This is a genomic window from Thauera aromatica K172, from assembly GCF_003030465.1.
Lineage (GTDB): Bacteria > Pseudomonadota > Gammaproteobacteria > Burkholderiales > Rhodocyclaceae > Thauera > Thauera aromatica.
Genome location: NZ_CP028339.1, coordinates 1223717 through 1243097, shown reverse-complemented (window position 1 = coordinate 1243097; position 19381 = coordinate 1223717). Strand labels below are relative to the sequence as shown.

Here is a 19381-nt window from a genome sequence, read left to right as displayed (position 1 = left end):
GGTTCAGGCAAAGTAATAGGGGTGTTCGGCACGGCGCCGCTCTTCGAAGGCGCGGATCTTGTCGGCGTGGCGCAGGGTCAGGCCGATGTCGTCCCAGCCGTTGAGCAGGCATTCCTTGCGGAAGGGATCGATGTCGAAGGCGATCGCCTTGCCATCCGGGCGGGTGATGGTCTGCGCCGCGAGGTCGACCTTGAGGCGATAGCCCGCATTGGCCTCGCACTGGCGGAACAGCGCATCGACCTCGGCGGCCTCGAGCTTGATCGGCAGCAGACCGTTCTTGAAGCTGTTGTTGAAGAAGATGTCGGCAAAGCTGGGGCCGATCAGGACGCGGAAGCCGTAGTCTTCGAGCGCCCACGGCGCGTGCTCGCGCGAGCTGCCGCAGCCGAAGTTGTCGCGCGTGAGCAGGATCTGCGCGCCCTGGTAGCGCGCCTGGTTGAGGACGAAGTCCGGATTCAGCGGCCGCGCGCTGCAGTCCTGGCCGGGCTCGCCGACGTCGAGGTAGCGCCATTCGTCGAAAGCGTTGGGGCCGAAGCCGCTGCGCTGGATCGACTTCAGGAACTGCTTGGGGATGATCGCATCGGTATCGACGTTGGCGCGGTCGAGCGGCGCGACCAGGCCGTCGAGCGTGGTGAACGGTTTCATTACTTGACTGCCCTCTGGATGGCCTCGCCACCCTTTTCGATGTCCTTGCCGACGCCCTGCACGGTGTTGCAGGCGATGGAAACGAAGCCGGCGACGAGCGCCGCGGCGATCAGTGCGAGTTTCTTCATTGCCTTCTCCGGAATCTGGAATGCGGTGCTCAGGCCAGCGTGCGCACGTCGGTGAAGCGCCCGGTCACCGCAGCGGCCGCCGCCATCCCCGGACTGACGAGGTGGGTCCGCCCGCCCGCGCCCTGACGGCCTTCGAAGTTGCGGTTCGAGGTCGAGGCGCAGCGCTCGCCCGGTTCCAGGCGGTCGGCGTTCATCGCCAGGCACATCGAACAGCCCGGTTCGCGCCATTCGAAGCCGGCGGCGAGGAAGACCTCGTGCAGCCCTTCCTCTTCGGCCTGGCGCTTGACCAGGCCCGAGCCCGGCACCACCAGCACGCGGCGGACGCTGGCCGCCTTGCTGCGCCCTTTCGCCACTGCGGCCGCTTCGCGCAGGTCTTCGATGCGCGAGTTGGTGCACGAGCCGATGAAGACCTGATCGACGGCGATCTCGGTGATCGGCGTGTTCGGGGCCAGTCCCATGTATTTCAGCGCGCGCTCGATGCCCTCGCGGCGCACCGGGTCGGCGACCGCGGCGGGGTCGGGGACGCGCCCGTCGATGGAAGTGACCATTTCCGGCGAGGTTCCCCAGGTGACCTGGGGCAGGATGTCCTCGGCCTGCAACTCGATGACCTTGTCGAACTGCGCCCCGTCGTCGCTCTTCAGCGTACGCCAGTAAGCTACGGCCTTGTCCCAGGCTTCGCCCTGCGGCGAGAAGGGGCGACCCTTGAGGTAGGCGATCGTGGTTTCATCGACACCGACCAGGCCGGCGCGGGCGCCGGCCTCGATCGCCATGTTGCAGACCGTCATCCGCCCTTCCATCGACAGCGCGCGGATCGCGCTGCCGCCGAACTCGATCGCGTAGCCGGTGCCGCCGGCGGTGCCGATCCGGCCGATGATGGCGAGCACCACGTCCTTGGCGGTGACGCCGCGGCCGAGCCGGCCGTCGACTTTCACCAGCATGGTCTTCGACTTCTTCTGCAGCAGGCACTGGGTGGCGAGCACGTGCTCGACCTCGGAAGTGCCGATGCCGTGCGCCAGACAGGCGAAGGCACCATGGGTGGAGGTGTGGGAGTCGCCACAGACCACGGTCATGCCCGGCAGGGTGGCGCCGTTCTCCGGCCCGATCACGTGCACGATGCCCTGGCGGGCATCCTTGAACGGGAAATAGGCGAGCGCGCCGACGGCGCGGATGTTGGCATCGAGCGTCTCGACCTGCTGGCGCGACACCGGATCCTGGATGCCTTGCTCCCAGTGGTCGGTGGGCGTGTTGTGGTCGGCGGTGGCGACGATGGAACGGATCCGCCACGGCTTGCGCCCGGCCAGCTTGAGTCCTTCGAAGGCCTGCGGGCTGGTCACCTCATGCACCAGATGGCGGTCGATGTAGATCAGCGCCGTGCCGTCGGCTTCCTGGTGGACGACATGACTGGACCAGAGCTTTTCGTACAGCGTTTGCGCTTGCATCCCGTGAATTCCACGTCAACAAAAGAGAAAGATTATTTCACAAAGCCCGCAAGACTGAACAGCCGATCGCGCATCCGGGTCAGCGCCTGGCGGACTGGTAGAGCGGCATCACCCGCGCGGCGTAGTCGGCGAGATCGCGCTGGCGGTTGGCGTGCGAAGGATGGGTGGACAGCCACTGCGGCGGAGCCCCCGCCGACCGGGTCGCCATCTTGTCCCACAGCGTCACTGCGGCGCGGGGGTCGTAGCCCGCACGCGCGGCCAGTTCGACACCGATGCGGTCGGCCTCGACTTCATGCTCGCGCGAGTTGGGCAGTTCGAACGTGACCTTGGCCACCGTGCCCATCAGCTCCTGCCCCACCTGCCCCACCCCGAGCAAGGCCCCAGCCACGGAAATGCCCAAGCCCGTCGCCATCGATTTCGACACCTGTTCACGCACGTGTTCGCGCAGCGCGTGGGCGATCTCATGCCCCATCACGGCCGCGATCTCGTCGTCGGTCAGGCGCAGGCGCTCGATCAAGCCGGTGTTGATCGCCATTTTCCCTCCCGCCATGCACCAGGCGTTGAGTTCGTCGGACGACAGCACATTGGCTTCCCACTGCCAGGACGGCGCATCCTGGCGGAACGCCCGGGTCTGCACCGTCAGCCGCGAGACGATGTGCCGCACGCGCTGGACCGTGGCGGGGTCACGATTGAGGGCATTCTTGCGTCGCGCCTCGGCGAGCAGTTCCTGATACTGCTTGGCCGACGCCTGCTCCACTTCCTGCGCCGACACCATCATCAGCTGCGAACGCTGGACCCCGACCGCACCGCCACCGGTGGTCTGCACCGTCTGGCAGGCCACCGTGATCGTCGCCGCCAGCACGGCCGGCAGCATCGTCCCGAACATTTTCTTCATCACCCCCGCTTCTCCTCATTCGATACCGTTCGCGTCGTGCCCCGCCGCACTGCGCCAGCCCAACAGCAGCCACAACAAGCCGGCAAGCGCGAAAACCGAGCCCAAAGTGTAGGTCCATGCGGCACCGAGCGCTTCCCAGGTATAGCCGCTGATCAGCCCGCCGAGCATGCCGCCGGCACCGAACGACAAGCTCCCGTACAGCGCCTGCCCGCGGGATTGGAGCCGCCCCGGGAACCACAAGTTCACCACCGCGATCGCCGCCGCATGGTAGGCGCCGAACGTGGCGCCATGGAGCAGCTGCGCCACCAGCAGGAGGCCGAGGCTGTCCGCCCCCCAGCCGATCATCACGAAGCGGAGCACGGCGCAGGCGAAGGCGAAGAGCAGGATCGAGCGCAGCGCGAAACGCTTCATGATGCGCGGCATGAGCATGAACACCGCGATTTCGGCGAGCACGCCCAGCGTCCACATCCAGCCCACCAGCGCCTTGCCGTAGCCGTGCTCGACCAGGAAGATCGAGTAGAACACATACAGCGCACCGTGCGCCGCCGACATCAGGAAACAGGCACCGAGCAGGGCCTGCACCTGGGGACGGCGCAGGACCTCGCCCAGGCGGGCGGATTCGTGCTGCAGCGGCGGACGCTCGGCCTCGGGCAGGGCCAGCGCACAAGCGAAGATGCCGCCCAGGATCGCGGCCGTGGCCCAGAGCACGGCCTCGATCGGCACATGGTCGAGCAGATGGCCGAGGGCGAGCACGGCGGCGATGAATCCGACCGAGCCCCAGACCCGGATGCTGCCGTAGCGATGCCCATCCTTCCCCAGGTGGGAGAAGGTGAGCCCTTCGGCAAGCGGCAGGGCGGCACTCCAGAAAAAAGCCATCAGCGCCATCGCCGCGAACAGCCCGGCGAACTCGGTCGTGACAAAGAACACAGAAAACCCGGCCAGGCTCGCCAGCGCCGACAGGCGCACGATCGCCAGGCGCATGCCCAGGCGCTCGGCCAGCCAGCCCCACAGAGTGGGGGCGAGCACCCGCATCAGCTGCATCAGCGACATCAGCAAGGCGATGTCGGTGGCAGTGAGCGCGATCGACTGCAGATAGAGGGTGAAGTACGGCGAGAACGCGCCGACGAAGGCGAAGTAGAAAAAGTAGTACGCCGACAGGCGCCAGTAGGGAATCATCTTGACTGCATCGAACCCGGATGGAGAGATGGCGCGGAGCGGCTCCGGGCCTACCGATCGGCGACACCGCGAACTCACCCGTTGTCACCGCGCCCCTGGCGTCCGCTGCGGGCGGGCCCGGCAAGCCCGCGCACGGGCCGCAGCGGCGGCTTCAGCGCGGCGAAGGCAGGCGCTGGCTGCCCAGCGGCGCGAGCGCGGCGATCCGCGGCGTGGCCGATTCGACATCGCCGCACTGGGCGCGGTGGCGCAGCGCGTGGTCGATCAGCACCAGCGCCAGCATCGCCTCGGCGATCGGCGTGGCGCGGATGCCGACGCAGGGGTCGTGGCGGCCGTGGGTATTGACGATCACCGGATTGCCGCCGCGATCGATCGAGCGCCGGTCCAGGCGGATGCTGGAAGTCGGCTTGATCGCGATGCTGGCGAGGATGTCCTGCCCGGTGGAAATGCCGCCGAGCACGCCGCCGGCATGATTGGAAAGGAAGCCCGCGGGCGTCATCTCGTCGCTGTGCTCGGTGCCATGCTGGATCACCGATCTGAAACCGGCACCGATCTCAACCCCCTTGACCGCGTTGATCCCCATCATCGCCCAGGCGATGTCGGCATCCAGGCGGTCGTACACCGGCTCGCCCCAGCCCGCCGGCACCCCGCTGGCGACGACCTCGATGCGGGCGCCGATCGAGTCGCCCGACTTGCGCAGCTCATCCATGTAGGCTTCGAGCTGCGGCACGATCGCGGCATTGGGCGCGAAGAAGGGATTGCCGGCGACTTCGTCCCAGGACACGAAGGGGATGTCGATCGGCCCGAGCGCGCTCATGCAGGCGCGGATCTCGATGCCGTAGCGCTCGCGCAGCCATTTGCGCGCGATCGCGCCGGCGGCAACCCGGACCGCGGTCTCGCGCGCCGACGCCCGACCGCCGCCACGGTAGTCGCGCAGCCCGTATTTCTGCTGGTAGGCATAGTCCGCATGGCCGGGACGGAAGGTATCGGCGATGTTGCCGTAGTCGTGCGAACGCTGGTCCTGGTTGCGGATCAGGAGCGCAATCGGCGTGCCCGTGGTAACGCCCTCGAACACGCCGGAGAGAATTTCCACCGTGTCCGGCTCGCGGCGCTGGGTGACGTGGCGCGAGGTGCCGGGCTTGCGCCGGTCCAGTTCGGCCTGGATGTCGGCCGCGCCGAGCGCCAGCCCCGGCGGGCAGCCGTCGACCACGCAACCGATCGCCGGGCCGTGGGATTCGCCAAAAGAAGTGACGGTGAAGAGCGTGCCGAGAGTGCTGCCGGACATGAGAAGACTCGCCTGTAGGCCGCCGCCGCCATCTCGCGGAAAGCGTGCTCGGCGGCGCGGAAACATCGGGAAGGAACGCGGCCGAGTTTATCACGGCGCCTTCTCTTCGGCCGGCACACGAAACGGGCATGCCCCGCGCCGTCAGTGGAAAAAGCACTCCAGCCGTTCGAACACCTCATGTTCGGTGCCGTGCCGGCGCACGGTGAGGACGTCTTCGAGCTTTTCGAGCTGGCGGACCATCTGCTCCAGGCGCTGGTCCTCGAACACCAGCAGCCAGATGCGCGAGCGCCGGCCGTCGGATACCGGCATGCACAGGATTCCCTCGACGTTGAAGGCACGGCGGGCGAAGAGATTGCAGATGTGGCTCATCACCCCGGGATGATTGTTCACGTCCAGCTCGAGGACGACTTTGGCATAGCCCGCCTGGGGCAGGGGGTCGGCAACCTGTTCGATCATCATCAGTCTCCGATCATTTCGGTGTTGGCCGCACCCGGCGGCACCATGGGGTAGACGAACTGCTCGCAGTCGATGCTGGCGTGGATCAGGCACGGCCCCGGCGCGTGCAAGGCCTCGGCGAGGGCCTCACGCGGGTCATCGGTCTGGTCCAGATCGAGCGCAGCGACGCCGAAACCTTCGGCGATTTTGGTGAAATCAGGCGCGGCGCGGTATTTCGAGGCGAACAAACGCTTACCGTAAAAAAAATGCTGTTGCTGGTGCACCAGGCCAAGCGCGCTGTTGTTCATCAGCACGATCTTGACCTTCAGCCCCTCCTCCGCCAGCGTCGCCAGTTCCTGGATGTTCATCTTGAAGCTGCCGTCGCCGGTAAAGCACACCACGGTGCGTTCGGGTTCGGCCAGCGCCGCACCGATCGCTGCCGGCAGGCCGAAGCCCATCGTCCCCAGCCCGCCGGAAGTCAGCCACTGACGCGGACGGCGGAAAGGATAGGCCTGTGCGACCCACATCTGGTGCTGGCCGACATCGGTGGCGATGATCGCGCGGTCGTCGAGCGCGGCGGCCACGGCATGGACCAGGCCGTAGTGGCTGCGCACGTCATCCACCCCCGGCAGGCGCATCGGATAGCGCAGCTTCAGGCTTTCCACGTGCGACCGCCAGCGCTCGCGCAAGGCCGGCCTGATGCGCGGCAGCAGGGCTTCGAGCGCCGGGCCGAGATCGGCGTGAATGGCGACATGGGCATTCCGGATCTTGTGCAGTTCGGAGCGGTCGATGTCGATATGCACCACCTTCGCGTTCGGGCAGAACTGCGCGGCGCGGCCGATCGCGCGGTCGTCGAAGCGCGCACCGAGGCAGATCAGCAGGTCGGCTTCTTCGAGCACGAAGTTGGTGTAGCGCGCACCGTGCATGCCCAGCATGCCGAGCGACAGCGGATGGTCCATCGGCATCGCCCCGAGCGCCATCAGCGTCATCGTCGTCGGCAGCCCGGCCTGCTCGGCAAGGCGCACCGCGAGCTCCGCGGCAGCGCCGTGGATGACGCCGCCGCCCAGGTACAGCACCGGCCGCTCGGCCTCATTGATCCTCTTCGCCGCCGCCTCGACCGCCTCCAGGTCGATCGCCGGCGGCACCCCCGGCAGCGCTGGCGGCGGCAGTTCATCGACCGTGACGAGCTGGTTCTGCACGTCCTTGGGAACATCGATCAGCACCGGCCCGGGGCGGCCCGACATCGCGATGCGGAACGCATCGGGGATCACCTGCAGCAGCTCCTGGGCCGAGCGCACCAGATAATTGTGCTTGGTCACCGGCACCGTGATGCCGTAGATATCCACTTCCTGGAAGGCGTCGGTGCCGATCATCGCCTGCGGCACCTGGCCGGTGATGACGACCATCGGAATCGAATCGAGGCAGGCATCGGCAATCGCGGTGACGAGGTTGGTGGCGCCCGGACCGCTGGAGGCGACGCACACCTGCGGCACTCCGCTCACCCGCGCCATGCCCTGGGCGATGAACCCTGCCCCCTGCTCGTGGCGGGCGAGCACGTGGCGGATCTGCGCGCTGCTCGCGAGGGCGTCGTAAAACGGCAGGATGGCGCCACCGGGAATCCCGGCGATGGTGCGCACGCCCTGGCGCTCGAGAAGGCGCACCATCAGTTGTGCGCCGGTCAGTTGCATCATCTCTTTCTCCTTGACTGCGAAAGTGGCGACCCGACCGGCGATACAAAAGCAAAACCCCCGCCGGCCTGGTGCGCCGACGGGGGTTGGTGTTGCTGCTGTGCCTGAGTGAGCTGTCCCGTTACGACGCGCGCATGCCTACGCCTACTACGCGTACTACCGCTGCGGTACGGGTCGGGACGAAGGAACGGGCGGACGGGAACATTGCGGCTCGAAGCGGAAAATGTGGGTGAAGCGGTTTCCGCAGTTTAATCGTGAAAGGCTCCCGGGCACAAGCACGTTGTCCGTGCATGCTCAGCTCGCTGCAGGCGTCGAAGCGCTGTCGCGCAGTTCCCGGCGCAGAACCTTGCCGACATTGCTCTTGGGCAGCGCCGTCCTGAACTCGACGTGACGCGGCACCTTGTAGCCGGTCAGGTTGGCCCGGCAGTGGGCGATCACCGCCTCGGCGGTAAGGGCCGGATCCTTGCGCACGACAAACACCTTCACCGCCTCGCCGCTATGTTCGTCGGGCACACCGACCGCCGCCACTTCGAGCACGCCGGGGTGGCTGGCGATGACATCCTCGATCTCGTTCGGGTACACGTTGAAGCCCGACACCAGGACCATGTCCTTCTTGCGGTCGACCAGGGTGATGAAGCCGTTCTCGTCGATCACCGCGATGTCTCCGCTGCGGAGATAGCCGTCGGCGGTGAACGCGCGCGCGGTTTCCTGCGGGCGGTTCCAGTAGCCCGGCGTGACCTGCGGGCCGCGGATGCAGAGCTCTCCGCGCTGCCCCGGCGGCTGCTCCTGGTCGTCGTCGTCGCGGATGCTGATTTCGGTCGAAGGCAGCGGCAGGCCGATGGAGTGGTTGAAGCGCCCGATGTCGAGCGGATTGATCGTGACCGCAGGCGAAGTTTCGGTCAGACCGTAGGCTTCGACCAGGGCCTTGCCGGTCAGCCGGCGCCATTTGTCGGCCACCGCCTGCTGCACGGCCATGCCGCCTCCGAGCGCCACCCGCAGGCTGGAAAAATCGAGCCGGGCGAAATCCGGGTTGTTGAGCAGGGCATTGAACAGGGTATTGACCCCGGTGATCGCGGTGAAGCGGTGGCGGCGGAGTTCGCCAACGAAGGCGGGAATGTCGCGCGGGTTGGGGATCAGGACGTTGGTCGCGCCGATCTTGAAAAAAGTGAGGCAGTTCGCGGTCAGGGAGAAGATGTGATAGAGCGGCAGCGCGGTGATGATGGTTTCCTCGCCCTCGCGCACGACGGGCCGGATCCAGGCGTGGGCCTGCTGCAAATTGGCGATGATGTTGCGGTGAGTCAGCACCACCCCTTTGGCCACCCCGGTGGTGCCGCCGGTGTACTGCAGGTAGGCGATGTCGTCATGGCCGGTATCAACCGGCTGCAACGGGTGCGCCGCCCCTCGGGCGAGCGCCTGCGAGAAGCGGATCGCACCATCGATGCGCCATGGCGGAACCATCCTCCGGATTCGGCGGAGGACAAAATCGGTGATTGCCCCTCTGGGGAAACCCAGCATTTCGCCAACGCTGGTGACGATCACCTGCTTCAGCGCCAGGCCCGCATGCACCTGCTCGAGCGTGTGGGCGAAGTTCTCGAGGATGACGATCGCCTCGGCGCCCGAGTCGGCGAGCTGGTGCGCCAGCTCCCGCGCGGTGTAAAGCGGATTGACATTGACCACGGTGTATCCGCCGCGCAGCGCGCCGAACATCGCGATCGGGTACTGCAGCAGGTTCGGCATCATCAGGGCGACGCGCGCGCCCTTGCGCAAACCGAGCTCTCCTTGGAGATACGCTGCGAAGCGCGCCGATCGGGCACCCAGTTCGGCATAGGTGATCGCACGCCCCATGCAGACATAAGCCGTTTTGGCCGGAAAACGAGCGACGCTGCGGGCGAAGAGTTCGCCCAGCGAACGGAATTCGTCGACGTCGATTTCGTCCGGCACGCCTGGCGGGTAACTTCTCAGCCAGATCTTGTCCACGCCCGTTCCTCCCACCGCGGAAAACACGCGGACCGGCCTCCCGCGCTTTCGCAGCACCCGTGCAGAACCTGCGTCCCGCGCGCCGCGCCGAAAACCCGCGCCCTCACTTCCCCGGCTGTTCGCCCTCTTCGGCTTCGGGCCAGTTGCGGATGTAGTTCTTCAGCATGCGGTTCTCGAAGCTTTGCTCTTCCAGCACTGCCTTGGCGACATCGTGGAAGCTGACCACGCCAAGAAGAATGTGCTCGTCCATCACCGGCAGATAGCGCTGGTGATGTTCGACCATCAGGCGACGCAACTCGTCCATTTCCATGTTCGGCGAGGCGGCGAACGGATCCCGGACCATCACGTCCTCGACGCTGAGCGCCTGCCAGTCCGCCCCTCCGCGCTGCACGGCCTGCAGCACCTCGCGAAAAGTGAGCATTCCCGTCATCCGTCCGCCGGAAAAGACCACCAGCGAGCCGACATCCTGCTCGTTCATGATTTCGACCGCTTCCGCGACACTTCTGCCGGGCCCGATGGTGAACAGCACCTTACCCTTGATCGCGAGAATCTCGCTCACCAACATGACGCCCCCTTGCACTCCGTGTTTACCGAACAATCGACTGTGCGCCATCTTAGTGCATCGCCCGGGCGAGGCAAAGCGGAACCCCGGTCGTCAGCAGGGTTTCAGCGCTTGAGTTCGCCCAGTTTGCCTTTTACCTTCGCCCAGTCCTCGGCATCGGGCAACGCGTCCTTGCGCTCGACGATCGGCTTCCACTGCTTGGCAAGTTCGGCATTGAGGGCGATGAAGCGCTGCTGGTCCTGAGGCACGTCATCCTCGGCGAAGATGGCCTCGACCGGGCACTCGGCCACGCACAAGGTACAGTCGATGCACTCGTCGGGGTCGATCACCAGGAAATTCGGACCTTCCCGGAAGCAATCCACCGGGCAGACATCGACACAATCGGTATATTTGCAGCGGATGCAGCTCTCGGTCACAACGTAAGCCATGATGTTTTCTCCTTGGGGATAGCGGCCGCCCGCATCGACGTGCGGAGCGCATCCGCAATATAGTGCAGTCGTTTGCTTTTTCGCCACGGTCCGGCACAACAAATAATGGAGGAAGCGGTCAATTTTCTTGACGCGACTGCCGCCTTCGCATAACTTCCTGCTGAACTTCTTCAGGGAGGCGCCTGCCTTCCGCATCCGGTGTGCGCTCTCCGCCACTCCGCCCCCATCCGAGCAGTACCCCCGCGAGCACAGTCCCAGACTCTCGTTGACATCTGCTATCCCTGACGTGAGGAATCATGAGCGAGCATATTCACTATGTGACCGACGGCAGCTTCGAAGCCGAAGTGCTGCAGTCCCAGATCCCGGTGCTGGTCGATTACTGGGCAGAATGGTGCGGCCCGTGCAAGATGATCGCCCCCATCCTTGACGACGTCGCAAAGGATTACGCCGGCAAACTCAAGGTCGCCAAGCTCAACATCGACGAAAACCAGGAAACCCCGGCCAAGTACGGCATCCGCGGCATTCCCACGCTGATGCTGTTCAAGGGCGGCAATGTCGAGGCGACCAAAGTGGGCGCCCTTTCCAAATCTCAACTGACCGCCTTCATTGACAGCAACATCTAAGCCGGACCAGGCTCCGGCCCGTTCTCGCGGCTCTTCGCGTGCCCGACGCCGTGGCACGCGCAACCGCGACGGTAATCCCCCCCAGAACACCCCGCCCGAAAACGAACTCTTCGACGTCGAAGGGACGTACGAGGAAACGGCTTCTTCATCCGGTGAATCCGCCGGGCCCGGACTCCACCTGTCGGAGCTCAAGGCCCTCCATGTCAGCGAACTGCTGCAGATGGCGGTCGAAAACGAGATCGAAGGCGCGAACCGGCTGCGGAAACAGGAACTCGTCTTCGCCCTGCTCAAGAATCGGGCGAAGAAGGGTGAGCCGATCTATGGCGACGGCGCGCTCGAAGTCCTGCCCGACGGCTTCGGCTTCCTGCGCTCGCCCGACACCTCGTATCTGGCCGGGACCGACGACATCTACGTCTCGCCCTCGCAGATCCGGCGCTTCAACCTGCGCACCGGCGACACCATCGAAGGCGAGATCCGCACGCCAAAGGATGGCGAGCGCTACTTCGCGCTGGTCAAGCTCGACCGCATCAACGGCCGCCCGCCGGAAGAGTGCAAGAGCAAGATCCTGTTCGAGAACCTGACTCCGCTGCATCCGCAGGAGTGCTTCAAGCTCGAGCGCGAAATCCGTGGCGAGGAGAACATCACCAGCCGCGTGATCGACATGATCGCGCCGATCGGCAAGGGCCAGCGCGGCCTGCTCGTCGCTCCGCCCAAGAGCGGCAAGACGGTCATGCTCCAGCACATCGCCCACGCGATCGCCACCAACCATCCGGACGTCAAGCTGATCGTGCTGCTGATCGACGAGCGCCCGGAAGAAGTGACGGAAATGCTGCGCTCGGTGAAGGGTGAAGTCGTGGCCTCGACTTTCGACGAGCCCGCGACCCGCCACGTCCAGGTCGCCGAGATGGTGATCGAGAAGGCCAAGCGCCTGACCGAGCACAAGTACGACGTGGTGATCCTGCTCGACTCGCTGACCCGCCTCGCCCGCGCCTACAACACCGTCGTGCCGGCTTCCGGCAAGGTGCTGACCGGCGGCGTGGACGCCAATGCACTGCAAAAGCCAAAGCGCTTTTTCGGTGCGGCGCGCAACATCGAAGAAGGCGGCTCGCTCACCATCCTCGCCACCGCGCTGATCGACACCGGCAGCCGCATGGACGACGTGATCTACGAGGAATTCAAGGGCACCGGCAACATGGAGCTCCACCTCGACCGGCGCATGGCGGAAAAGCGCGTCTACCCGGCGATCAACGTCAACCGTTCCGGCACACGGCGCGAAGAGTTGCTGCTCAAGGCCGACGTGCTGCAGAAAGTGTGGATCCTGCGCAAGCTGCTGTACGGCATGGACGACATCGACGCGATGGAGTTTCTCCTCGACAAGATCAAGGCCACCAAGAGCAATGCCGAGTTCTTCGACGCGATGCGTTCGGGTCGCGGCTAGCAAGCCCGGCAGAAAGTCCGGCACAACGAAAAACGCCATCAGTCACGTGATGGCGTTTTTTCTTGGTTTGCCCGGCTACGCCATCATTGGCCGTAGTCGTAAAAACCCTTCCCCGTCTTGCGTCCGAGATACCCGGCCTCCACCATCTCCACCAGCAGCGGAGCGGGACGGTATTTAGGATCCTTGAAGCCCTCGAACAGCACCTGCATCACCGCCAGTTCGACATCCAGGCCAATCAGGTCACCCAGCGCCAGCGGACCGATCGGATGGTTGCAGCCGAGCTTCATCGCCTCGTCAATCTCGGCCGCCGTAGCCAGACCTTCGCCGAGGGCGAAAATCGCCTCGTTGATCATCGGGCACAGCATGCGGTTCACCACGAACCCGGGGCTGTTCTTGATCTGAACCGGAGTCTTCCCGATCACCTTGGCGACCGCTTCGACCGCGGCATAGGTCCGGTCGCTCGTCTGCAGCCCGCGGATGAGCTCGACCAGCGCCATCATCGGCACCGGATTGAAGAAGTGCATGCCGATCACCCGGTCCGGGCGCGAGGTCGCCGCGGCGAGCTTGGTAATGGAAATCGACGAGGTATTGCTGGCCAGAATCGCCTCGCTCTTCATGACGCGGTCGAGGTCGGCGAATATCTTGAGCTTGAGCTCCAGGTTTTCGGTCGCAGCCTCGATCACCAGGTCGCAGTCCGCCAAGGCCGACGACGAAGTGGCGGTGGCAATCCGCGCCATCGCCGCAGCTTTCTGCTCGGCGCTCATCTTGTCCTTCTTGACCAGCCGCTCCAGGCTGGCGCTGATGGTATCCAGGCCGCGCTGGATTTGCGGCTGGCCGACGTCCATCATGATCACATCCTGCCCTGCAACGGCGAACGCCTGGGTGATGCCATTTCCCATCGTCCCCGCCCCAACGACTCCGATCTTGCCGATAGCCATCCTCGTTTCGCTCCTGTCCAATTGTCCAATTGATCTATGGCGTACCGTGAAGCGGAAGCCGCTCATTCCATACCGGTACGTATGGGCAGGCACTTTAGCGGATTCGGTCCGCTCGCACCAGCACTTGCCACATGGCGATGTCCGCCATTCCCCCTGCGCCCGGACGGAAACCACGGAAATCGATGGCAGACACAAAGGCAAGCCTCGCCGCTTCCCGTGGCGCGGCAAAGTGGCGGCGATCGGCATGCACCAACCAGAACCCGCCTGCCACGCGCAGCCTCCCCCGAAGAGCGCATCCATGCTCGGCGTGCACGGAAAAAAGGGAGCCCGAAGGCTCCCTTTTTGGTGGCGGAGTGGACGGGACTCGAACCCGCGACCCCCGGCGTGACAGGCCGGTATTCTAACCGACTGAACTACCACTCCGCGCTGACCTGCACCGGCGCTAGCGCCGGCTTCGCCCACCAGCCGAGGCTGGCAAGCCGTGTGTGGCGTCCCCACGGGGATTCGAACCCCGGTTATCGCCGTGAAAGGGCGGTGTCCTAGGCCTCTAGACGATGGGGACTACATACTGCAAAACTTCGTGTTGGTGGAGGTAAGCGGGATCGAACCGCTGACCTCTTGCATGCCATGCAAGCGCTCTCCCAGCTGAGCTATACCCCCACAACGAGCTGGCGATTGTATCTTGCACGCAAGCTTACCGCAACTGCCCCGACACTTCGACTTCAGGGCAGAACAGGCGACAGCCTGCTTGAAACTGGCGGAGTGGACGGGACTCGAACCCGCGACCCCCGGCGTGACAGGCCGGTATTCTAACCGACTGAACTACCACTCCGCACTGACCTGCACCGACATCGCTGCCGGTTTTGCACTTCAGCTTTATGGCTGAAGCACCTTAACTGGCGTCCCCACGGGGATTCGAACCCCGGTTATCGCCGTGAAAGGGCGGTGTCCTAGGCCTCTAGACGATGGGGACTACATACTGCAAAACTTCGTGTTGGTGGAGGTAAGCGGGATCGAACCGCTGACCTCTTGCATGCCATGCAAGCGCTCTCCCAGCTGAGCTATACCCCCGTCACCGAAGAGCGCGCATTATAGGATTCGACCGAATCGTTGTAAACCTCTTTCGCACTTTATTTTAAGTTGGCCCAACACTGGCGGCTCTACCCTACAGCCGCGCCCGTATCCTGACGTTCGAGCTGCAGCAGCTTGCCCGGATTCATCAGCCCTCGCGGGTCGAAAGCCTGCTTGATCGTACGCATCATATCCATCTCGACGGCCGACTTGTAGCGCAAGATTTCGTCGCGTTTGAGCTGACCGAGACCGTGCTCGGCCGAAATCGAGCCGCCGAGCCCCGTTACCAGGTCATGCACGATCCGGTTCGCCTCGGGCGTCCGCTCGATGAAGGCCGCGTTATCCGCAGCGTCCGGCTTGGACAGGTTGAAGTGCAGATTGCCGTCGCCGATATGGCCGAAGGCCACGATGCGCACTTCGGGCCATACCCTGTGCAGCGCTGCACCCGCCCGCTCGAGAAACTCGGGAATGCGGCTGACCGGCACGGCGACATCGTGCTTGATGCTGAGGCCTTCGATGCGCTGGGCCTCCGAGATGCTCTCGCGCAACGTCCACAGCGCCTGTGCCTGCACAATGCTTGCGGCGATCGCCGCATCTTCGACCAGCCCCTGCTCGCCCCCCAGGCTCAGGACTTCCAGCAGCTTCGCCTCCAGAGCGGCATCGGCCGCGGCATCGGACAGTTCGACCAACACCGCCCATGGAGCCATCCGGGGAAGAGGATTGCGGGCCGCAGGAATATGCTCGAGCACGAGTTCAAGAGCGCTGCGGCCGATGATCTCAAAAGCGCTGACCCGATCGCCACAGTGCGATCTCAGCAGACCGAGCAGGCGGACGGCGGACTGCGGGTCGGGCACGGCCACCCAAGCGGTAGCGCGCGAACGGATCGCCGGGAACAGCTTCAGCACCGCTGCCGTGATGACCCCCAGCGTTCCCTCGGCACCGATGAACAGCTGTTTCAGGTCGTAGCCGGTGTTGTCCTTGCGCAGGCCGCGCAAACCATTCCACACCCGCCCGTCGGGCAGCACCACCTCCAGCCCGAGCACGAGCTCACGGGCATTCCCGTAGCGCAGCACCTGCACCCCGCCGGCATTGGTCGACAGATTGCCCCCGATCAGGCAGCTGCCTTCGGAAGCCAGCGCCAGCGGAAACAGGCGGTCGGCCGCGGCGGCCGCATGCTGCACCGCCGCCAGCGTGCAGCCGGCATCGACGCAGAGCGTGTCGTTGTCGGTGTCGAGTGCCCGGATGCGGTCGAGCCGGGACAGTCCGAGTACCACAGCCCGGCCGCCGGGCAGTGGCGTCGCGCCACCGCACAAGCCGGTATTGCCGCCCTGGGGGACGATCGCGATCCCCGCCCGGGAACAGATCGAAACCACTTCGGCCACCTGCGCCGTGGTCAACGGTTTCACCACCGCCAGGGCATCGCCGTGGTAACGCCCGCGCCAGTCGGTCAGAAAGGGCGCCATGTCCTCCGGCGCGGTCAGCACGTAGTCGGCGCCGACCGCGCGGACCAGTGCGGCGAGCAGTTCGCCCATCGTGTTTCTCCCCCTCTTCAGTCCGTGTCGCGCCCCATCACCTCGTGCAGCAGCGGGCGCATGCGGGCCACGGCGGCCTCTCCTTCGGCGATCGCCTCAGCGGCGCGGTGGTAATCCATCAGGGCGAGTTGGCCGACCCGCGGAGCAATCAGCACGTCGGCGGGGTCACCCGCCAGGCGGCTGCGGGCGATCCGGACCTGCATGATGTTGAGGCTGGAGCTGATCACCGAGATCAGCGAGGGCAGTCCGCCGTCATCGGCAAATGCGGCGGCCCGCGCCTGGGCCAGGCTCTCGCCGGCGGCGGAGGCGAAACGGGTGAACAAGCGCTCCGTCCACCCTGTTTCGGCATCCACTTCCGCGACCGGCTGGGGCACGGTACGACGCGCGGCACGACCGACGATGTCCGAACCGAGATCGACGGCGATCACGATATCCGCGCCCATCGCCCTGCACAGCGACACCGGCACCGGGTTGACCAGACCGCCATCGACGAGCACGCGCCCGTCGTGCATGACCGGCGTCATCAACCCGGGCAGCGCGATCGACGCCCGCACCGCCGCCGCCACGCTGCCGTCATGGAGCCAGATTTCGCGCCCGGTCGACAACTCGGTCGCAACACAGGCGAAGCGCAGGTCGAGCTCGGAGAAGTCGCGGTCGGTGAAGTTGCGCTCGAAAAAGCCGATCAGGCGCTCGCCCTTGATCAAGCCGCCGCGCAGGGAAACGTCGAGCAGGGACATCACATCCTGCCATTTCAGCGCCTCCGCCCAGCGGATGAGCTTGTCGAGATCCCCCGATGCGGCGGCAGCGCCGACGAACGCCCCGATCGAGCAGCCGGAGATGACGTCGGGAACGATGCCTTCGCCTGCCAGCGCGCGCAGCACGCCCAGATGCGCCCAGCCGCGCGCCGCCCCGCTGCCCAGCGCAACCCCGACCACCGGAGTGTGAGGCTTGCGCGCCACCGCCGGGATGGCCCCTGAACTCGGCGCCGCCTTGCTCATGCGCTACTCCGGGACCACGGGCCGGCGCCGGGCTCGAAGCTCAGTCCAGACGTTCAGCGTAAAGATCATGGACATCGCAATCGGTGATCCGCACCCGCGCGAAATCGCCCGGCACCAGACCGTCGCCGTCGGGAATGATCACCAACCCATCGACTTCCGGCGCATCCCCCGGCGAACGCGCGAACGCTCCCTCCTCATCGACTTCGTCCACGAGTACAGTCATCTCGCGGCCGATCTTCGCCTCGAGGCGCTGGGTGGAGATGTCCTCCTGGAAATCCATCAACCGCGCCCGCCGCTCCTCCCGGATATCATCGGGCACGGCACCGGGCAGCTCATTCGCGGCCGCCCCTTCCACCGGCGAATAGGCGAACGCGCCAACGCGGTCGAGGCGGGCTTCCTCGAGGAAGTTCAGCAGCATCTCGAAGTCGTCCTCGGTCTCGCCCGGGAAACCGGTGATGAAAGTCGAGCGGATGGTCAGATCCGGGCAGATGCTGCGCCACTTGCGCACGCGCTCGAGCACGTTCTCGGCATTCGCCGGGCGCTTCATCGCCTTCAGGATTTTCGGGCTGGCGTGCTGGAAGGGCACATCCAGGTACGGCAGGATGCGGCCTTCGGCCATCAGCGGGATCAGCTCGTCTACGCTCGGATACGGGTACACGTAGTGCATACGGATCCAGATCCCGAGCTCACCCAGGGCCGTGGCGAGTTCAAGCAGGCGGGTCTTCACCGGGCGACCGCCCCAGAACCCGGTGCGGTACTTGACATCGACGCCGTAGGCGGAGGTGTCCTGCGAAATCACCAGGATCTCTTTCACCCCGGCCTCGGCCAACGCCTCGGCCTCGCGCATCACTTCGTGGATCGGCCGACTGACCAGATCACCGCGCATCGACGGAATGATGCAAAAGGAGCAGCGGTGATTGCAGCCTTCGGAAATCTTCAGGTAAGCGTAGTGCTGCGGCGTCAGACGGATGCCCTGCGGCGGCACCAGATCGGTAAACGGATCGTGGGGCTTGGGAAGATACTTATGGACGGCATGCATCACCTCTTCGGCGGCATGCGGGCCGGTCACCGCCAGCACCTGCGGATGGGTGGCGAGGACGATGTCGTCCTTCGCCCCGAGGCAACCGGTGACGATGACCTTGCCATTCTCGGCGAGCGCCTCGCCGATCGCATCGAGCGACTCTTCGACCGCCGCATCGATGAAACCGCAGGTATTCACCACCACCAGATCGGCGTCGTCGTAGCTGCCGGAAATCGAGTAACCTTCAGCGCGCAGCCGGGTCAGGATGTGTTCGGAATCCACCGTTGCTTTCGGGCAGCCGAGGGACACCATGCCGATGCGCGGCAGTTCCGGAGTTTTGAGCGTGGTCATGCTGGCGCGAGCCTTGTCAGCAGCCGAATCGGCGTACGCTCGAAGCGGTACGCCGGTTCGGGTCTTACTTGTCGGAGTCGCCCTTCCCGGCGGCGGGTGCGGTGCGCTCCTCGCCGGGCCTGGCGTACTGAGGGAACTGGAAGCCGGTGAACATGTTGCGGGTCTGGCTTTCGAGCTGCTGCTGCATTTGCTCGAACATTTTGCGGGACTGGTCCACGTAGGCGCCCATCATGCTCTGCAGCGCCGGCCCCTGGAAGTTCAGGAACTGGGCCCAGAGGTCCTGCCCGACCGGGCTGTTCTCGCCGTAGATCGCGCGGGCCTGATCCTGAAGCTTGCCCTGCATTTCGGTAAAGGCCTTGATGTTGCTTTCCAGATACTTGCCCATCATCCCCTGCATGGCATTGCCATAAAAACGGATCATGTGCGCGAGCAGGTCGCTGGTAAACATCGGCGCTCCCCCCGCCTCTTCCTCGAGGATGATCTGCAGCAGGATACTGCGCGTCAGATCTTCCCCCGTCTTCGCATCGACGACCTGGAACTCCTCATTGCCCAGCACCAGTTCCTTGACGTCGGACAGCGTGATGTAGGAACTGGTGCGGGTGTCGTATAGACGGCGGTTGGGATATTTCTTGATCAGGCGCTGCTGCTCGGGCATTTCTCCATCTCCTCGGTGCGGGCCGTTCCGCGCTTGCTGGTGGATTATATCGCGGTGCGAAAACGAAACCCCGTCGGAGGACGGGGTTTCGTGATCACGCGC

18 protein-coding genes and 6 tRNA genes are annotated in these 19381 nt (G+C 65.2%); 2 read left to right on the top strand and 22 right to left on the bottom strand.

The annotated features are described in order from the left end of the window. Positions 1-3: 3 nt before the first annotated feature. The 11 genes from leuD to fdxA form a co-directional block, all read right to left on the bottom strand. Positions 4-642, bottom strand: a complete 639-nt coding sequence (gene leuD, locus Tharo_RS05970; RefSeq protein WP_107220412.1) for a 3-isopropylmalate dehydratase small subunit — start codon at positions 640-642, stop codon at positions 4-6. Beyond that, positions 642-770, bottom strand: a complete 129-nt coding sequence (locus Tharo_RS05965) for an entericidin A/B family lipoprotein (protein ID WP_107220411.1) — start codon at positions 768-770, stop codon at positions 642-644. Before Tharo_RS05965 ends, leuD begins: the two co-directional genes overlap by 1 nt. 29 nt (positions 771-799) lie before the next feature. Beyond that, positions 800-2209 (bottom strand): 3-isopropylmalate dehydratase large subunit, encoded by a 1410-nt coding sequence (gene leuC / locus Tharo_RS05960; RefSeq protein ID WP_107220410.1) that lies wholly within the window; start codon positions 2207-2209, stop codon positions 800-802. A gap of 79 nt (positions 2210-2288) precedes the next feature. Then, on the bottom strand, positions 2289-3104 hold the full coding sequence (locus Tharo_RS05955; RefSeq protein ID WP_107220409.1) for a M48 family metallopeptidase: 816 nt from the start codon (positions 3102-3104) through the stop codon (positions 2289-2291). A 15-nt stretch (positions 3105-3119) separates the two neighbouring features. Continuing rightward, positions 3120-4280 carry an MFS transporter gene (locus Tharo_RS05950; protein ID WP_107220408.1) on the bottom strand — a complete coding sequence of 387 codons (1161 nt, stop codon included), beginning with the start codon at positions 4278-4280 and terminating at the stop codon, positions 3120-3122. A 151-nt stretch (positions 4281-4431) separates the two neighbouring features. After that, on the bottom strand, positions 4432-5562 hold the full coding sequence (aroC, locus tag Tharo_RS05945) for a chorismate synthase (RefSeq protein ID WP_107220407.1): 1131 nt from the start codon (positions 5560-5562) through the stop codon (positions 4432-4434). 141 nt (positions 5563-5703) lie between these two features. Next, positions 5704-6021: an acetolactate synthase small subunit gene (gene ilvN, locus Tharo_RS05940; RefSeq protein ID WP_107220406.1), complete on the bottom strand. Its 318-nt coding sequence runs from the start codon at positions 6019-6021 to the stop codon at positions 5704-5706. Then, positions 6021-7688, bottom strand: coding sequence for an acetolactate synthase large subunit (ilvB, locus tag Tharo_RS05935; RefSeq protein WP_107220405.1), 1668 nt, complete (start codon positions 7686-7688; stop codon positions 6021-6023). The genes ilvN and ilvB overlap by 1 nt, the downstream gene beginning before the upstream one ends. Positions 7689-7979: 291 nt before the next feature. After that, on the bottom strand, positions 7980-9662 hold the full coding sequence (locus tag Tharo_RS05930) for an AMP-binding protein (RefSeq protein ID WP_107220404.1): 1683 nt from the start codon (positions 9660-9662) through the stop codon (positions 7980-7982). 103 nt (positions 9663-9765) lie between these two features. Then, entirely contained in the window at positions 9766-10227 is a 462-nt protein-coding gene (locus tag Tharo_RS05925; RefSeq protein WP_107220403.1) for a CBS domain-containing protein, read from the bottom strand. Positions 10228-10328: 101 nt separating this feature from the next. Then, on the bottom strand, positions 10329-10652 hold the full coding sequence (fdxA, locus tag Tharo_RS05920; RefSeq protein WP_107220402.1) for a ferredoxin FdxA: 324 nt from the start codon (positions 10650-10652) through the stop codon (positions 10329-10331). A gap of 296 nt (positions 10653-10948) precedes the next feature. On the opposite strand from fdxA, the gene trxA reads away from it, so the two are divergent. Both trxA and rho read left to right on the top strand, forming a co-directional pair. Then, the gene (trxA, locus tag Tharo_RS05915; protein ID WP_107220401.1) at positions 10949-11275 is read left to right on the top strand and encodes a thioredoxin TrxA; all 327 of its coding nucleotides are present in this window, start codon (positions 10949-10951) and stop codon (positions 11273-11275) included. A gap of 178 nt (positions 11276-11453) precedes the next feature. Continuing rightward, positions 11454-12713, top strand: a complete 1260-nt coding sequence (rho, locus tag Tharo_RS05910) for a transcription termination factor Rho (protein WP_281257446.1) — start codon at positions 11454-11456, stop codon at positions 12711-12713. A gap of 83 nt (positions 12714-12796) precedes the next feature. On the opposite strand, the gene Tharo_RS05905 is transcribed toward rho, so the two are convergent. The 11 genes from Tharo_RS05905 to phaR all read right to left on the bottom strand — a co-directional run bounded on the left by Tharo_RS05905 (position 12797) and on the right by phaR (position 19279). Next, complete coding sequence (locus Tharo_RS05905) at positions 12797-13717, bottom strand: 3-hydroxybutyryl-CoA dehydrogenase (RefSeq protein ID WP_159051664.1); 921 nt, start codon at positions 13715-13717, stop codon at positions 12797-12799. Between the two features lie 280 nt (positions 13718-13997). Further along, positions 13998-14074 (bottom strand) — tRNA-Asp (locus tag Tharo_RS05900). 63 nt (positions 14075-14137) lie between these two features. After that, positions 14138-14213, bottom strand: a tRNA-Glu gene (locus Tharo_RS05895). A 22-nt stretch (positions 14214-14235) separates the two neighbouring features. Further along, positions 14236-14311 (bottom strand) — tRNA-Ala (locus Tharo_RS05890). 95 nt (positions 14312-14406) lie between these two features. Continuing rightward, positions 14407-14483: transfer RNA gene (locus Tharo_RS05885), tRNA-Asp, on the bottom strand. Positions 14484-14548: 65 nt separating this feature from the next. After that, positions 14549-14624 (bottom strand) — tRNA-Glu (locus Tharo_RS05880). A 22-nt stretch (positions 14625-14646) separates the two neighbouring features. Beyond that, positions 14647-14722: transfer RNA gene (locus tag Tharo_RS05875), tRNA-Ala, on the bottom strand. 89 nt (positions 14723-14811) lie between these two features. Then, positions 14812-16254, bottom strand: coding sequence for an FAD-binding oxidoreductase (locus tag Tharo_RS05870; protein WP_107220398.1), 1443 nt, complete (start codon positions 16252-16254; stop codon positions 14812-14814). Positions 16255-16271: 17 nt separating this feature from the next. Continuing rightward, positions 16272-17252 (bottom strand): patatin-like phospholipase RssA, encoded by a 981-nt coding sequence (rssA, locus tag Tharo_RS05865; RefSeq protein ID WP_107220397.1) that lies wholly within the window; start codon positions 17250-17252, stop codon positions 16272-16274. Positions 17253-17292: 40 nt separating this feature from the next. Further along, on the bottom strand, positions 17293-18624 hold the full coding sequence (gene rimO, locus Tharo_RS05860; protein ID WP_107220396.1) for a 30S ribosomal protein S12 methylthiotransferase RimO: 1332 nt from the start codon (positions 18622-18624) through the stop codon (positions 17293-17295). 64 nt (positions 18625-18688) lie between these two features. Then, entirely contained in the window at positions 18689-19279 is a 591-nt protein-coding gene (gene phaR, locus Tharo_RS05855) for a polyhydroxyalkanoate synthesis repressor PhaR (protein WP_107220395.1), read from the bottom strand. Positions 19280-19381 lie beyond the last annotated feature (102 nt).

What these genes read in the sequence shown, in the direction of transcription:
- Tharo_RS05950 (WP_107220408.1), bottom strand. Translation starts at nt 4,280, where the DNA reads ATGATTCCCTACTGGCGCCTGTCGGCGTACTACTTTTTCTACTTCGCC.
- rssA (WP_107220397.1), bottom strand. Translation starts at nt 17,252, where the DNA reads ATGAGCAAGGCGGCGCCGAGTTCAGGGGCCATCCCGGCGGTGGCGCGC.
- Tharo_RS05955 (WP_107220409.1), bottom strand. Translation starts at nt 3,104, where the DNA reads ATGAAGAAAATGTTCGGGACGATGCTGCCGGCCGTGCTGGCGGCGACG.
- Tharo_RS05870 (WP_107220398.1), bottom strand. Translation starts at nt 16,254, where the DNA reads ATGGGCGAACTGCTCGCCGCACTGGTCCGCGCGGTCGGCGCCGACTAC.
- ilvN (WP_107220406.1), bottom strand. Translation starts at nt 6,021, where the DNA reads ATGATGATCGAACAGGTTGCCGACCCCCTGCCCCAGGCGGGCTATGCC.
- Tharo_RS05905 (WP_159051664.1), bottom strand. Translation starts at nt 13,717, where the DNA reads ATGAGCGGCTTCCGCTTCACGGTACGCCATAGATCAATTGGACAATTG.
- fdxA (WP_107220402.1), bottom strand. Translation starts at nt 10,652, where the DNA reads ATGGCTTACGTTGTGACCGAGAGCTGCATCCGCTGCAAATATACCGAT.
- rimO (WP_107220396.1), bottom strand. Translation starts at nt 18,624, where the DNA reads ATGACCACGCTCAAAACTCCGGAACTGCCGCGCATCGGCATGGTGTCC.
- trxA (WP_107220401.1), top strand. Translation starts at nt 10,949, where the DNA reads ATGAGCGAGCATATTCACTATGTGACCGACGGCAGCTTCGAAGCCGAA.
- Tharo_RS05965 (WP_107220411.1), bottom strand. Translation starts at nt 770, where the DNA reads ATGAAGAAACTCGCACTGATCGCCGCGGCGCTCGTCGCCGGCTTCGTT.
- leuC (WP_107220410.1), bottom strand. Translation starts at nt 2,209, where the DNA reads ATGCAAGCGCAAACGCTGTACGAAAAGCTCTGGTCCAGTCATGTCGTC.
- ilvB (WP_107220405.1), bottom strand. Translation starts at nt 7,688, where the DNA reads ATGATGCAACTGACCGGCGCACAACTGATGGTGCGCCTTCTCGAGCGC.
- leuD (WP_107220412.1), bottom strand. Translation starts at nt 642, where the DNA reads ATGAAACCGTTCACCACGCTCGACGGCCTGGTCGCGCCGCTCGACCGC.
- Tharo_RS05925 (WP_107220403.1), bottom strand. Translation starts at nt 10,227, where the DNA reads ATGTTGGTGAGCGAGATTCTCGCGATCAAGGGTAAGGTGCTGTTCACC.
- aroC (WP_107220407.1), bottom strand. Translation starts at nt 5,562, where the DNA reads ATGTCCGGCAGCACTCTCGGCACGCTCTTCACCGTCACTTCTTTTGGC.
- phaR (WP_107220395.1), bottom strand. Translation starts at nt 19,279, where the DNA reads ATGCCCGAGCAGCAGCGCCTGATCAAGAAATATCCCAACCGCCGTCTA.